This window comes from Mycobacterium sp. 1245111.1 (assembly GCF_001673405.1).
Taxonomy (GTDB): domain Bacteria; phylum Actinomycetota; class Actinomycetes; order Mycobacteriales; family Mycobacteriaceae; genus Mycobacterium.
This window is the reverse complement of record NZ_LZLV01000134.1, coordinates 16,987-30,611: the sequence shown is the minus strand read 5'-3', so window position 1 is coordinate 30,611 and position 13,625 is coordinate 16,987. Positions and strand designations below refer to the sequence as shown.

The following is a 13,625-nucleotide window of genomic DNA, read 5'->3' as shown; positions in this document are numbered from 1 at the left end:
CTGAGGCCTGCCGCCGCACCCGAACTGTGGTGGCTGCGGCGTTTTGTGCGCTGCGCCATTCGTCCTCCGCCGACCAGTCCACCACGATTCGTCGGCCAGTGCACGTCAAATTGGCGGGTGTCCGCTGGTCAATCCGGTGAACACCCGGTGCCGACTCTGCGGCTCGCTCTGGGCATGGCTCACAATGGATGGCGATGGAACAACCACAACAGACCTTCTACGACGCCGTCGGCGGGGCGGATACGTTCCACAGAATCGTGTCGCGGTTCTACGAGCTGGTCGCGGAGGACGAGATTCTGCGGCGTCTCTATCCCGAAGACGACCTGGCCGGCGCCGAGGAGCGACTGCGGATGTTTCTCGAGCAGTATTGGGGCGGCCCGCGTACGTACTCCGAGCAGCGCGGCCACCCCCGGCTTCGGATGCGGCATGTGCCGTTCCAGATCGGACCATTCGAACGCGACGCCTGGCTGCGGTGTATGCACGTCGCCGTCGCGTCGATCGACTCGACAACCCTCGACGACGAGCATCGCAAAGCGTTGCTCGACTATCTCGAAATGGCGGCGCACTCCATGGTGAATTCGGCGTTCTGATGAACACACCTCGACCGCGGCCGTGGTGGGCGGATGCGTTGTTCTACCAGGTGTATCCGCGATCGTTCGCCGACAGCAACGGCGACGGCGTCGGCGACATCGACGGGGTGGCCGACCAGTTGGACTATCTGGTCCGACTCGGTGTCAACTCGATCTGGTTCAGCCCGATCATGGTGTCCCCCATGGCCGATCACGGCTACGACGTCTCGGACCCGCGCGACATCGATCCGCTGTTCGGCAGCCTGGCCTCGCTGGAAGGACTCATCGCTGCGGCACACGAGCGCGGCGTCAAGATCACCATGGACCTGGTGCCCAACCACACCAGCTCCGAACACCCGTGGTTCCAGGAGGCGCTGGCCGCCGCACCGGGCAGCGCCGCGCGCGACCGCTACATCTTCCGCGACGGACGCGGGCCCGGAGGGTCCGAGGCACCGAACAACTGGCAATCGGTGTTCGGCGGCCCGTCCTGGACGCGGGTCACCGAACCGGACGGCACGCCAGGTCAGTGGTATCTGCATCTCTTCGATGTCGAACAGCCGGACCTGAATTGGGAAAACCCTGAGGTTTTCGACGACCTGGAGAAGACGCTCCGATTCTGGCTGGAGCGCGGCATCGACGGCTTCCGCATCGATGTCGCACATGGAATGGCCAAGCCGCCCGGCCTTCCCGACACCGACGTCGAAATGCGGCCCCGGATGCTCAGCGATGGTGACCCCCGGTTCAACCACGCAGGCGTGCATGCGATTCACCGCAAAATCCGGCGCGTAATGGATGACTTCCCAGAGGCGGTGACGATCGGCGAGGTCTGGGTGTTCGACAACGCGAGCTGGGCCGAGTACGTTCGCGCCGACGAGCTGCATCTGGGTTTCAACTTCCGCCTGGTGCGCGCCGAATTCGACCTCACCGAGATCCACGATGCCATCGCCAACACCCTGGCGGCCGCCGCGATCGAAAACGCCACTCCGACATGGACGTTGGAGAACCACGATGTCGTTCGGGCGCCCACCCGCTACGGCGGCGGTGAGGTCGGACTGGACCGGGCACGCGCGATGGCGATGGTGACACTCGCCCTGCCGGGTGCCGTATTCCTATACAACGGGCAGGAATTAGGCCTGCCGAATGTCGAGTTGCCCGACGCGGCGCTACGCGATCCCACCTGGGAGCGTTCCGGCCACACCGTCCGCGGCCGCGACGGATGCCGTATTCCGATGCCGTGGCGCGGTGAGGCTCCACCGTTCGGGTTTTCCACCTCGGCCGACACCTGGTTGCCGATTCCGCCGGAATGGGAGTCGCTGACGGTGGAAAAGCAGCTGCTCAACCCCGACTCCACCTTGTCGTTCTTTCAGCACGCCCTCGAATTACGGCGTAGCCGTGTCGAATTCGCAAGCGACCGCATCGACTGGCTCGATACACCCGCGGGCACCCTCGCCTTCGCCCGGGGCGACGACGGGTTGTGCTGCGTCCTCAACGCCGGCACGCGGCCGATCCCGCTGCCCGAAGGTGAGCCGATCCTGACCAGCGCGCCACTGGCCGACGGCAAGTTGCCTGGCAACGCGGCGGCGTGGCTGGTGCTGCCGTCCGATACATAACGCATGACGTACGTGTGGACAGTCATCGGCGCCGGACCTGCCGGCATCGCGGCCGTAGGGAAACTGCTCGACCGCGGGATAGCCGACCGAGACATCGCCTGGATCGATCCGTCGTTCGAGGCCGGCGATCTCGGCGCTAAATGGCGGCCGGTATCCAGTAATACGAAGGTCGGCACCTTCCTGGAATACCTGAACGGCGCCAACTCTTTTCGGTTCGCCGAAGCACCTTCGATGCCGCTGACCGAGACGGACCCCGAGGAAACCTGCGCACTGGCATTGGTCGCCGATCCACTGCGATGGATCACCGAGCGGCTGCGGGAACGGGTGGTCACCTTCGAGACTACGGCGACTGGGCTGGTTCTGGAGAACCGGCAGTGGCGGGTCGAAACCGAGGAGCGGGACCTGACGTCCGCCAACGTGATCCTGGCGGTGGGGGCAACGCCGAAGAAGCTGAACTATCCCCAGCTGCAGGAGATTCCGCTGGAAGTCGCCCTCGACCCGGAAAAGCTCGCCAAGCAACCGCTGGACAACGCCACCGTCGCGGTGTTCGGTTCATCGCACTCGTCGATGATCGTGCTTCCGCATCTGCTCCGCCACCCGGTGGCCAAGATCGTCAACTTCTACCGAAGCCCACTCAAATACGCTGTCTACCTGGATGACTGGATCCTGTTCGACGATTCCGGCCTCAAAGGCCGAGCTGCGGTGTGGGCCCGGGAGAACATCGACGGCGTGCTGCCGGACCGCCTGGAGCGCTGTCTGGTCGACGGCCCGGACTTCGACGAGAAGCTCGCCGAGTGCGATCTCGCGGTGTACACCGTCGGCCTGGAACGCCGGACACTACCCGAAACCAGACAATGGGGTCAGCTTGACTACAACCCCGACAACGGCATTCTGGCCCCAGGCCTGTTCGGGGTCGGGATCGCGTTTCCGGCGCGCGCGGTCGATCGCTACGGCTACGTCGAATACCGCGTGGGGTTGAAGAAGTTCATCGACCACCTCGACGAGGTGCTGCCGTTGTGGGCGCGCTACTCGACCTAGTCAGCGCAGCACCACGGCCGGGTCGCCGCGCCGCCGGTACACCGAGCCGAAGCGGGCGTCGATCCGTAGCCAGGCCCGCAGCACGCGCACCCGCACGATCTCGCCGGAGTCGACGGCGTCGGCCTCCTGCGGCAGGAAGCCCATGGCCGTCAAGGCGAATACGCACCGCATCGGCACACCCACGCTGTTGTCACCGGCGCTGACGCGGATCACCTCCTGGTCGAGCAGCGACACCGGCGGCCCCTGCGAGCTGCCGTGCTCTTTGGCCAGCTGCGACCCGCGCTGAGCCAGATCCAGCATCAGGCGGGCCGGTACGTCGTCGAGGTGGGTGAACCCCGAGTCCGGCGGCAACGCACCGCGCCACGCCGAATCCATCGGAAAGCCCGGGTCGACGTATCCGGAATCGTCGACCGCTGCAAGCCCGCGAGCCAATTCGTCGGCACCGACCGACAGGTCGTCGGGTCGCACGACACCAGCTACCACTCTGCTGGCCAGCACGTCCAAACCGGTTGCCGCCCAGGCGGTGAACTCTCCCGTCGACCGTTTACGCAACCGGACGACCGCGGCGGTGTCGAGGCGCGCCGCCCGCTCGACGAACGCGGCCAGGTCGGCGCGGTTGGCGGCGATGGAGTCGGGACCCAGCCACACGCCCCGGTCTGCTACCTCAGCCACCGCTGCAAGTATTCCCGATGATGCGGTGCCAGGCGTACCAGTCGCTGCTCGTCGATGTTGAACGCGGCCAGTTGGGACTCCCCGATCACCGCGGGCTTGGACTCCGGATCGGCATTGACCGAACGCACTTCGTAGCCGAGGGTGAAATCCACCGCACGCAGCCGCTTGGTCCACATCGTCACCTGCAGCGGCGAATCGATCAGCCGCAGTTGACCTTTGTAGGTGACCCGCACGTCGGCGATCAGCAGGCCGATTTCGAGGATGTCGACCTCGAACGCCGGTTTGAGGAACGGGACCCGCGCCTCTTCCATGATCGTGACCATGGTCGCGTGGTTGACATGCTGGTACATGTCGATGTCCGACCACCGGACCGGTACCGGCGCAACGAATCCCGCTGGGCTCATGCGCCGCTCCTCCTCATCGCTGCGCTCTGCATCGTCGCCGGCTGGCTACTCAACCTGCTGCTCCTCGCCCGCTGGTGCGCGTCATCGATCGAATCTGACGCGCCGCCACCGACAATGTGGCCAAATCCCGTTGCCCGCTGTCGTGAATCTCCATCAGAGTCCGTCGCGCGCGCTCGACCCGCGACGCGCTGGTGTGCTCCCACTCGGCGATCTTCTCCTCACCGGTCTCGTCCGGTTCACCGACCGCGAGCACGTCGAAACACAGCGAGCGCAGTGACGCGTAGATGTCGTCACGAATCGCTAAGCGCGCCAACGAATGCCAGCGGTCGGCCCGCGGCAGTTCGGATACCGCGGTGAGCAGGCCGTCGGTGCCCAGGCTGTCCATCAACGCGAAATAGGTGTCGGCAACCTCGTCGGGTTCGCGATCTTCGATGTCGGCGACGTCGATAATGTCCAGCAAGCTGTAGCGGTATAAACCGACGGCCACCATGTAGGCCAAATCCCGCGATGCGCCTTGCCTGACGAACTCCGCGGCTTCCTTCTCGACGATCGCCTTGTCGTCACCGCGCAGCCACTCAGACATCCGCGGCGTCAATGCCGCGACTTTTTTTGCGAATCGGTTGATTTCGGCGCCCACCGCCAACGGCTGCGGGCGATAGTTGAGCAGCCAGCGTCCGGCGCGGTCGATCAGCCGTCGGGTGTCGAGTGTCAATTGATCCGACAGAGCGATCGGCAGCCCTTCCGAGCGGATGCGGTGCCACAGCTCTTCCACGCCAAAGATGGCGTCGGTGGCGGCGTAGGTGCGGACCGCGTCGACCGGGCTCACGCCGGTGTCATGAGTGATGCGGTAGTCGTAGCTGATGCCGCCGACGTCGACCAGATCGTTGACCAGCATGGTGGTGACGATCTCTCGGCGCAGTTGGTGGGAGCGGATCGCCGGGCCGCAGCGCTCCCGCAGTTGTGACGGGAAATAGCGCGGCAGCTTGCCGGCGAAGACCTCTTGGTCGGGCAGGTCGGTCTCCAGCAGTTCCTCTTTGAGGGTGAGCTTGACGTGGGCCATCAGGGTCGCGAGTTCCGGTGAGGTGAGCCCGATGCCGACCTCGAGCCGGCGCGCGATCTCCTTCTCCGAGGGCAGCGCTTCGAGTTCGCGGTTGAGCCCACGCTCGGCGACCAGGTACTTGATCTGGTCGGCATGCACCGGCAGCAGGCTGGCGGCGTTGGCGCGGCTGGTGCCCATCAAGTCGTTCTGGTCGGCGTTGTCGGCGAGCACGAGCTCGGCGACCTCGTCGGTCATCGACTCGAGCAGTTGCGCGCGTTCCGCCGGGTCGATCTTGCCCGCGGTGACTTGCGAATCGACCAGGATCTTGATGTTGACCTCGTGGTCCGAGCAGTCCACCCCGGCGGAGTTGTCCATCGCGTCGGTGTTGATCCGCCCACCGGACAAGTCGAACTCAACCCGTCCGAGCGCGGTGACGCCCAGGTTGCCGCCCTCGCCGATGACCTTGGCGCGCAGTTGGTTTGCGTTGACCCGCAGCGCGTCGTTGGCCCGGTCACCGACGTCGGCGTCGGATTCCGCTTCGGCCTTGACGTAGGTGCCGATGCCGCCGTTGAACAACAGATCGACCGGCGCCAGCAGAATTGCGCGCACCAGGCTGGGGGGCGTCATCTCGGTGACGTCGCCATCGATGCCCAACGCCGCGCGGACCTGCGCGCTGATCGGAATGGACTTGTGTTCGCGGCTGTACACCCCGCCGCCCTCGCTGATCAGCGAGGTGTCGTAGTCGTCCCAACTGGACCGCGGCAGGTCGAACATGCGTTGGCGTTCGCGCCATGAAGCGGCGGCATCGGGATTGGGATCCAAGAAGATGTGACGGTGATCGAAGGCGGCCAGCAACCGAATGTGCTTGGACAGCAACATGCCATTGCCGAACACGTCACCGCTCATATCGCCGATGCCGACGACGGTGAAGTCCTCGGTCTGAGTGTCGACGCCCATCTCGAGGAAGTGCCGCTTGACCGCCTCCCAGGCGCCCTTGGCGGTGATGCCCATGGCTTTGTGGTCGTAACCGATCGACCCGCCGGATGCGAAGGCGTCGCCCAACCAGAAGCCGTAGGACTGGGCCACCTCGTTGGCGATGTCGGAGAACGTCGCGGTGCCTTTGTCCGCGGCGACCACCAGGTAGGCGTCGTCGCCGTCGCGCCGCACGACTTGCCTTGGCGCGCTTACCTCGCGGGTGGTGTGGTCGACGTTGTCGGTGACATCGAGCAGACCGGAGATGAAAAGCTTGTAGCAGGCGATGCCCTCGTTGCGGGTCGCATCACGGTCGGCTGCGGCATCGCCGCTCGGCAGTGGTGGCCGCTTGACGACGAATCCGCCCTTGGCGCCGACCGGCACGATGACGGCGTTCTTGACGGCCTGAGCCTTGACCAGGCCCAGGATTTCGGTTCGGAAGTCTTCGCGACGGTCCGACCAGCGCAGGCCACCGCGCGCGACGTAGCCGAATCGCAGGTGCACGCCCTCGACGCGGGGCGAGTAGACGAAGATCTCGAACTTGGGCCGTGGCAGTGGAAGCTCTTCGATGATTTGGGCATCCAACTTCAGCGCCAGCACATTCTGGCTGCGGGCCGAACGGTCATACGTGACAAAGTAATTGGTGCGCAGCGTGGCCTGGATCAGCTCGGCGAAAGCGCGCAGCACGCGATCGGTGTCCATGCTGACCAATGCGTCGATGTCGGCAGCGACCGCCGCCGCCGCCGCCTGCGCGTCGCGGGTCTTCGGCGAACTCGTGGGGTCGGGATCGAACAGCGCCTCGAACAACGCCACCAACGCGCGTGCGGTGTCCGGGTTTTCGTTGACCACCGATTCGATGTGCGACTGGCTGTAGGCGAAACCGGCCTGCCGTAGGTACTTCGCATACGCGCGTATCAGCACGACCTGCTGCCAGTTCAGGCCAGCCCGCATCACCAATTCGTTGAACCGGTCGATCTCGGCGCGGCTTTCCCAGATCGCTGTCACGGCGTCCGCGAAGCGCTGGGCCATCGCTTCTCGTTCCGGGCCCGGTCGGGCCAGCGGGACGGTGGGAAGTGGCGTGATCTTGAACTGATAAATCGAGATGGGCAGCCCGTCGGGACGGGTGACGTTGAAAGGCCGCTCTTCGAGCACCTCCACACCCATCGACTGCAGCATCGGCAGCAGCTCGCTCAGGGATGCGGTTCGCCCACCCAAATACCATGTCAGCCGGACGGTCTCGTCGTAATCGTGATCCGAGAGCACCAGCTTCACCGAGTCGTCGGTCAACTCGTCGAAGATCGCGATGTCGTTGATCGCATCCGCCGGGGTGACGAACTGTTTGTACGCTTCGGTGAACGAGCCCGCGTAGTGCTCGGCCTCAATGGGCTCGACGCGGGCCGCAGCGGCTTCGGTGATCAGCCGGTCGGACCAGGTGCGCGCCGCCTCGGTCAGCAGGGTCTGAAGCCGGAGCCGGTTGGCATCGGAGGTGTCGACTTTCTCCGCAGTGTGTTCACCCAGACGGACCATGAAATGCAGTAGTGCCCACGGGGATTCGGTGACTCGCGCGGTGAATTCGAGGCTGGTGCCACCGAATTCCCGAACCAGGATGTCCTCGATCTGTAGCCGCACCGCGGTCGTGTAGCGATCACGCGGCAGGTAGACCAGACACGACACGAAGTACTCGAGGCGGTCGGCCCGCAAAAACAGCAGTGCGCGGCGGCCCGAGCCGAGATCGACCACCGACTTCGCCATTGCGAATAGCTGCTCGGCATTGCGTGCGAAAAGCTCAGAGCGGGGCACGGTTTGGATGACGTCGAGCACCAGCTGTCCCGGGTGTCCTGGGTCCAGGTCGGCCAGCGCGAGCACCTCGCGGATCCGGCGGGCGATGATCGGGATCTCCAGGACGTCGGCGTTCATCGCCGCGACCGTGAATAGGCCGATGAGGCGATGCTCGAAAATCTCACCGTCGGCGTTCTCCCGCACCGCGAAGACATACGGGTAGGCACCGAACCGGAGGTAGCTCGCGACGTCGGTCTGCGCCAGCGCCAAAAGTTCGTCGTCGAGAGTCAGGCGCGGCCGAGACCCCTTGCGCCGTCGCAGAACTCCGAGGCTGGCCGTCGCGGTGTCGCCCGAGACCCGGCCGTCGCGCACGGGGCAGCGTTGGTACCCCAGCAGCGTGAAGTTCCCCGCCGCCAGCCACCGCAACAACGCCGCGACGTGGGCGTTGTCGCTACCTGGGTAGTGACCGCTGGCGTTACCTTCCACGTCATCGGCCAGATCGTGGAGCACAGCGATCATCGCTGTCGCGTCCGCGGCAACCCGCCGAAGGTCAGCGAGGACGCCGGGTAGCTGCCGTTCGGCCTCGCCGAGGGAGCCGCGGTCCACCGACGGTGAGAGTTGGACGTGGATCCAGGTTTCGTCGATCCCGTCGCCGCCGGAGTCCTTTGGGCCGACCGCGAGCAGGTCCCCGGCGCTGTCGCGGCGCACATCGAACACCGGGTTCATGATCGCGACGTAGGCCACACCGAGCCGGTGCAGCAGCACCGTCACCGAATCCATCAGCATCGCGCCGTCGTCGGTGACCACTTGTAGCGCCGGTCCGAAGCCACCATCGCCGTCGGGCGGGTAGACGGCCACGCGGCTCTCCCCTGCCGGTCGATGCGCACCGAGCCGGTAGTGGGCGCCGAGTAGCGCCGGCGTCACCGTGGGTGCGGCAGCCAGTTCAGCTTCGGCGTCGGCCTCGTCTTGGTGCGGGCCCTGGTAGCTGTCGGCGTAGGCGCTCGAGATCCACTCGGGAATCTCGCCGCTGTCGGTGAACTTCGTCCAGGCATCCGCGTCAATCGTCATGCCGACCGCTTCTGCGCACCCATCCCGACGCTGGCATGTTCGCGACACTAGTCGCGTGTGAGCCTCCGGTGAGTCACCCGGTGCGGACGCGCCGCCTCCGCGCCAAGACGATCGATCTTGTTCTCCTCGTAGGCGCCGAAGTTGCCTTCGAACCAGAACCACTTGGCCTCGTTGTCGGCGTCGCCTTCCCAGGCCAGGATGTGCGTGCAGGTCCGGTCCAGGAACCAGCGGTCGTGGGAGATCACCACCGCGCAGCCCGGGAATTTCTCCAGCGCGTTCTCGAGCGAGCCGAGCGTCTCGACGTCGAGGTCGTTGGTCGGCTCGTCGAGCAGGATCAGGTTGCCGCCCTCTTTCAGGGTGAGCGCGAGGTTGAGCCGGTTGCGTTCACCACCGGACAACACCCCGGCCGGCTTCTGCTGGTCGGGGCCCTTGAATCCGAAGGCCGACACGTACGCCCGCGACGGGATCTCGTTCTGCCCGACCTGGATGTAGTCCAGTCCGTCTGAGACGGTCTGCCAGACGGTCTTTTTCGGGTCGATGCCGCCGCGCGACTGGTCGACGTAGCTCAGCTTGACGGTTTCGCCGACCTTGACGACGCCGCTGTCCGGCTGCTCGAGCCCGACGATCGTCTTGAACAGCGTGGTCTTACCGACCCCGTTGGGGCCGATGACACCGACGATGCCGTTGCGGGGAAGCGTGAACGACAGGTCTTTGATCAGCGTGCGTCCCTCGAAACCCTTGTCGAGGTGCTCGACCTCCACGACCAGGTTGCCCAGTCGCGGACCGGTCGGGATCTGGATCTCCTCGAAGTCGAGCTTGCGCGTCTTCTCGGCCTCGGCCGCCATTTCCTCGTAGCGCTGCAGCCGGGCCTTGCTCTTGGCCTGGCGGGCCTTGACGCCCGAGCGGACCCAGGCCAGTTCCTCGGTCAGCCGTTTCTGCAGCTTGGCGTCCTTGCGGCCCTGCACCGCGATGCGCTCGGCCTTCTTCTCCAGATAGGTGGAGTAGTTGCCCTCGTAGGGGTAGGCGCGACCGCGGTCCAGCTCGAGGATCCACTGCGCGACGTTGTCGAGGAAGTAACGGTCGTGGGTGACGGCCAGTACCGCGCCCTCGTAGGCGGCCAGGTGCTGCTCGAGCCATTGCACGCTCTCGGCGTCGAGGTGGTTGGTCGGCTCGTCGAGCAGCAGCAGGTCCGGCTTGGACAGCAGCAGCTTGCACAACGCGACGCGGCGCCGCTCACCGCCGGAGAGGTGAGTCACCGGCTCGTCCGGCGGCGGACACCGCAGGGCGTCCATCGCCTGCTCGAGCTGCGAGTCGAGGTCCCAGGCGTTGGCGTGGTCGAGCTCTTCCTGCAGCCGGCCCATCTCCTCCATCAGCTCGTCGGAGTAGTCGGTGGCCATCAGCTCGGCGACCTCGTTGAAGCGGTCGAGCTTGACCTTGATGTCGCCGAGTCCCTCTTCGACGTTGCCGCGAACGGTCTTCTCTTCGTTCAGCGGCGGCTCCTGCTGCAGGATGCCGACCGTCGCGTCGGTGGCCAGGAAGGCTTCTCCGTTGTTGGGCTTGTCCAGCCCGGCCATGATCCGCAAGACGCTCGACTTACCCGCCCCGTTGGGGCCGACGACACCGATCTTGGCGCCCGGATAGAAGCTCAAGGTGACGTCGTCGAGGATGACCTTGTCGCCGTGCGCCTTGCGGACCTTTTTCATCGTGTAGATGAACTCAGCCATGCCGCGGTGTTGCCTTTCTGATTGCGAGGTGTTGCTCGCGCCCCATCCTAGGCACCGCCACGATGACCCAACTAAGCCGACAGCGGCAGCGGCGCCTCCTCGGCCGGCTCGTTGTCGACGGCGTCTGGTTCCTTCACCTCATCGACGGGCGTCGATCCGGTCGCGACCGTCTTCTCGACGCGCGCGATGCAGCGAGCCAGATCGGGGCCGACGGCGGTGGCGCGCATCTCCAGGGTCGACCGCTGATTGCCGTCGCGGTCTTCGTATTCGCTGGTGTGAACATGCCCGGTGACGATCACCGGCGAGCCCTTGCGCAGCGAGGCGCCGACACCGGAGACCAGCCGGCCCCAGCAGTTGACGGTGACGAACAGCGAGTTTCGGGCTTCCCAGTTTCCGTCGGCGCCCCGGCGTCGAGAATTGCTCGCCACTCGAAATTTCGTCACCTCTTGGTCGCCGACTGCGCGACGGATCGGATCGTTGACGATGTTTCCGACCACGGTCAACGGTGTTTCGAACATTCTTGTCTTCCTTTCTTCGATGGCGGCGCATTGCCGCCTGTGCTGCGTCCATTCACCGCGGAGGCGCCGACACCCCGGGCCGATTTCGAGGCGAGCCTGGGCTGCGTTGTGGAGAAAGCGTCATCTGTGGAATCGCGAAACAGAACAGAGGGTCGTGATTCGGCGCGAATCGCAGCCCTGGCTTCTGTTTCGCGGGAGAGTCGCGAGAAACGTCAGCGGTCGCGGCGGGCCAGCTCGGCGAGCATCGCGTTGTAGGCCGCCAACTCGGCGTCGTCGTCGCGGTCGGCTGCGCGATCAATGCGCCGGGCGGTCCGCTGGTCGCTGCGCGTCCACTGGACCAACAACGCGATCATCACGACGACCAGTGGTATTTCTCCTGCGGCCCAAGCCATTCCACCGCCGAGCCGTTGATCGCCCATCAGGTCGGTGTGCCAGCTCAGCTGCAGCGACCGGTAGAAGCTCTCGCCGAGCACCTTCTCCATGCTCATCAAGATGATCGCGAAGAATGCGTGCAGCGGTAGCGACGCGAACACCACCGCCACCTTGGCCAGCGGCGGAATCGGGCGCGGCGTCGGATCCACACCGATGACCACCCAATAGAACAAGTAGCCACTGACCAGGAAGTGCACGTTCATCACGACGTGCCCGATGTGGCTGCCGACCGCGACGTCGAACAGGCCGCCCAGATAGAGCCCGTAGAACCCGGCGACGAACAGTGCCGTCGCGACCACCGGGTTGGTGAGAATCGCCGAAATCCTGCTGTGTAAGGCGGCCAGGATCCATTCCCGCATGCCAGGCGGTTCGCCCCGGCCGGCCGCGGGCAGCGCCCGTAGCGCCAGCCCGACTGGGCCGCCCAGCACCAGCAGGATCGGAACCAGCATCGACAGCGTCATGTGCGCGGCCATGTGCATGCTGAACATCGCTGGCATGTACCGGCCCATTCCCGACGAGCTGACGAACAGCAACACAAAACAGCCCAGCAGCCAGGACACCGTCCGGCCTGTCGGCCACGCATCGCCGCGGCGACGCAGCCGCCGCACACCGGCCAGGTACAGCCCGGCGAACACCAGGGCGGCGGTGCCGAAGATCAGGTCGAACCGCCAGTCGAACAGCACCCGCAGGGGTGTGAGCGGGCCGTCGAAGTCGTAGCCGATCTTCACGTCGGTGATCGACGGGACCCCGATCGGCAGCGGCGGGGGCGGTGTGCGGCCCAGGCCGACCGCGACGCCGAACGTCAGGCCGAACAGTACCGCCTCGACCGCCGCAAGCCGGACCAATCGGCTTCGCGAACTCGGATCTTCTTGCAGCGCAACGATTCCGACGCGGCGTTGACGCCAGCCTGCGACGCCGAGCAGACACAGCGCGACGAACTTGACCACGACCAGCCGCCCGTAGTCGCTGGAGAGCAAGTCCGGCAGGCGGACGCGCACCAGGGCATTGACGACGCCGCTGACCGCCATCGCACCGAAGCACCACAACGCGATCGTCGAAAATCGCCGCGCGGCCAGGTCGGCATGCTGCCCGCCGCGAACCACGTGTGTCAGCAGCGCCAGCAGCCCGCCGGCCCACAGGCTGCCCGCCAGTAGATGGATCAGCAGGCTGTTGGTCGCCAGGTCGTGGGAGCCGCCGGCCGACGAGTGTCCGGTCAGTCCCAGCGGTATCAGGGTCACCAGCGATCCGCCCAGCAGCAACGGCGTCCACGACCACCGCAGCACCGGAAGGCTGGCCACCGTCACCACAGCGGCCAGCAGCGCCGTCCATCGCCACGCCGTCGAGATGTTGATGATGCTGGCCAGCGACCAGAGGCTCGCGGGGTTCAGGTGAGCGGTGAACGGCTGGCCGGATACGTCCGAAATCGTCAACGGGACCAGCAGCGCGGCGCACACCGCCCAGGCCCCAGCGGCGACGGTCCCGACCCGCAGCGCGCGGTATCCGTCGACGTCCAGCACGCCGTTGTCCTGCGGCGGAACCAGGAACGCCGCAGTCAGGAAGGATCCGACGGCGATCACCGCGGCGATCTCACCGGCGGCTCGGACAAACGGCAGGCCGATCGTGGTCACCGGACCGGGATTGGGCAGTCCGGTCGCGGTCAACGCGGCGGCCAGCGACAGCAGTCCGATCCCCGCGGCGGTGCACCCGGCCAGCGCCGCCACACCGATGAGCAGCGGCCATGCCGCCGCCCGGCGCGCTGTGGCCGCAGGTCCCGTCATACCCACAGGGTACGGCCGCGTT

Annotated in this window: 9 protein-coding genes; 3 read left to right on the top strand and 6 right to left on the bottom strand. The window is 65.9% G+C overall.

Translation table 11 applies throughout. The features are described from left to right. Positions 1–194: 194 nt before the first annotated feature. From A5658_RS21025 to A5658_RS21015, 3 genes are read left to right on the top strand one after another with little or no spacing between them, the layout of a single operon-like run. Positions 195–590: a globin gene (locus A5658_RS21025; protein ID WP_067339699.1), complete on the top strand. Its 396-nt coding sequence runs from the start codon at positions 195–197 to the stop codon at positions 588–590. After that, positions 590–2,179 (top strand): glycoside hydrolase family 13 protein, encoded by a 1,590-nt coding sequence (locus A5658_RS21020; RefSeq protein ID WP_067339694.1) that lies wholly within the window; start codon positions 590–592, stop codon positions 2,177–2,179. Before A5658_RS21025 ends, A5658_RS21020 begins: the two co-directional genes overlap by 1 nt. 3 nt (positions 2,180–2,182) lie before the next feature. Beyond that, positions 2,183–3,217, top strand: a complete 1,035-nt coding sequence (locus A5658_RS21015; protein WP_067339692.1) for an FAD-dependent oxidoreductase — start codon at positions 2,183–2,185, stop codon at positions 3,215–3,217. On the opposite strand, the gene A5658_RS21010 is transcribed toward A5658_RS21015, so the two are convergent. From A5658_RS21010 to A5658_RS20985, 6 genes are all read right to left on the bottom strand, one after another. Then, positions 3,218–3,889: a hypothetical protein gene (locus A5658_RS21010; protein WP_067339689.1), complete on the bottom strand. Its 672-nt coding sequence runs from the start codon at positions 3,887–3,889 to the stop codon at positions 3,218–3,220. It abuts the gene before it with no gap. Then, positions 3,877–4,293 carry a thioesterase family protein gene (locus A5658_RS21005; RefSeq protein ID WP_067339687.1) on the bottom strand — a complete coding sequence of 139 codons (417 nt, stop codon included), beginning with the start codon at positions 4,291–4,293 and terminating at the stop codon, positions 3,877–3,879. Before A5658_RS21005 ends, A5658_RS21010 begins: the two co-directional genes overlap by 13 nt. Before the next feature lie 49 nt (positions 4,294–4,342). Then, entirely contained in the window at positions 4,343–9,151 is a 4,809-nt protein-coding gene (locus A5658_RS21000) for an NAD-glutamate dehydrogenase (RefSeq protein ID WP_067339685.1), read from the bottom strand. A 47-nt stretch (positions 9,152–9,198) separates the two neighbouring features. Then, positions 9,199–10,875, bottom strand: a complete 1,677-nt coding sequence (gene ettA / locus A5658_RS20995) for an energy-dependent translational throttle protein EttA (protein WP_067339683.1) — start codon at positions 10,873–10,875, stop codon at positions 9,199–9,201. Positions 10,876–10,946: 71 nt separating this feature from the next. After that, positions 10,947–11,393 (bottom strand): single-stranded DNA-binding protein, encoded by a 447-nt coding sequence (gene ssb, locus A5658_RS20990; RefSeq protein WP_067339681.1) that lies wholly within the window; start codon positions 11,391–11,393, stop codon positions 10,947–10,949. Between the two features lie 212 nt (positions 11,394–11,605). Continuing rightward, positions 11,606–13,603 carry a cytochrome c oxidase assembly protein gene (locus A5658_RS20985; protein ID WP_067339679.1) on the bottom strand — a complete coding sequence of 666 codons (1,998 nt, stop codon included), beginning with the start codon at positions 13,601–13,603 and terminating at the stop codon, positions 11,606–11,608. Positions 13,604–13,625: the final 22 nt, after the last annotated feature.

Coding starts and splice junctions, on each gene's coding strand:
- A5658_RS21000 (WP_067339685.1), bottom strand. CDS start 9,151: ATGACGATTGACGCGGATGCCTGGACGAAGTTCACCGACAGCGGCGAG.
- A5658_RS20985 (WP_067339679.1), bottom strand. CDS start 13,603: ATGACGGGACCTGCGGCCACAGCGCGCCGGGCGGCGGCATGGCCGCTG.
- ettA (WP_067339683.1), bottom strand. CDS start 10,875: ATGGCTGAGTTCATCTACACGATGAAAAAGGTCCGCAAGGCGCACGGC.
- A5658_RS21025 (WP_067339699.1), top strand. CDS start 195: ATGGAACAACCACAACAGACCTTCTACGACGCCGTCGGCGGGGCGGAT.
- A5658_RS21020 (WP_067339694.1), top strand. CDS start 590: ATGAACACACCTCGACCGCGGCCGTGGTGGGCGGATGCGTTGTTCTAC.
- A5658_RS21005 (WP_067339687.1), bottom strand. CDS start 4,293: ATGAGCCCAGCGGGATTCGTTGCGCCGGTACCGGTCCGGTGGTCGGAC.
- ssb (WP_067339681.1), bottom strand. CDS start 11,393: ATGTTCGAAACACCGTTGACCGTGGTCGGAAACATCGTCAACGATCCG.
- A5658_RS21015 (WP_067339692.1), top strand. CDS start 2,183: ATGACGTACGTGTGGACAGTCATCGGCGCCGGACCTGCCGGCATCGCG.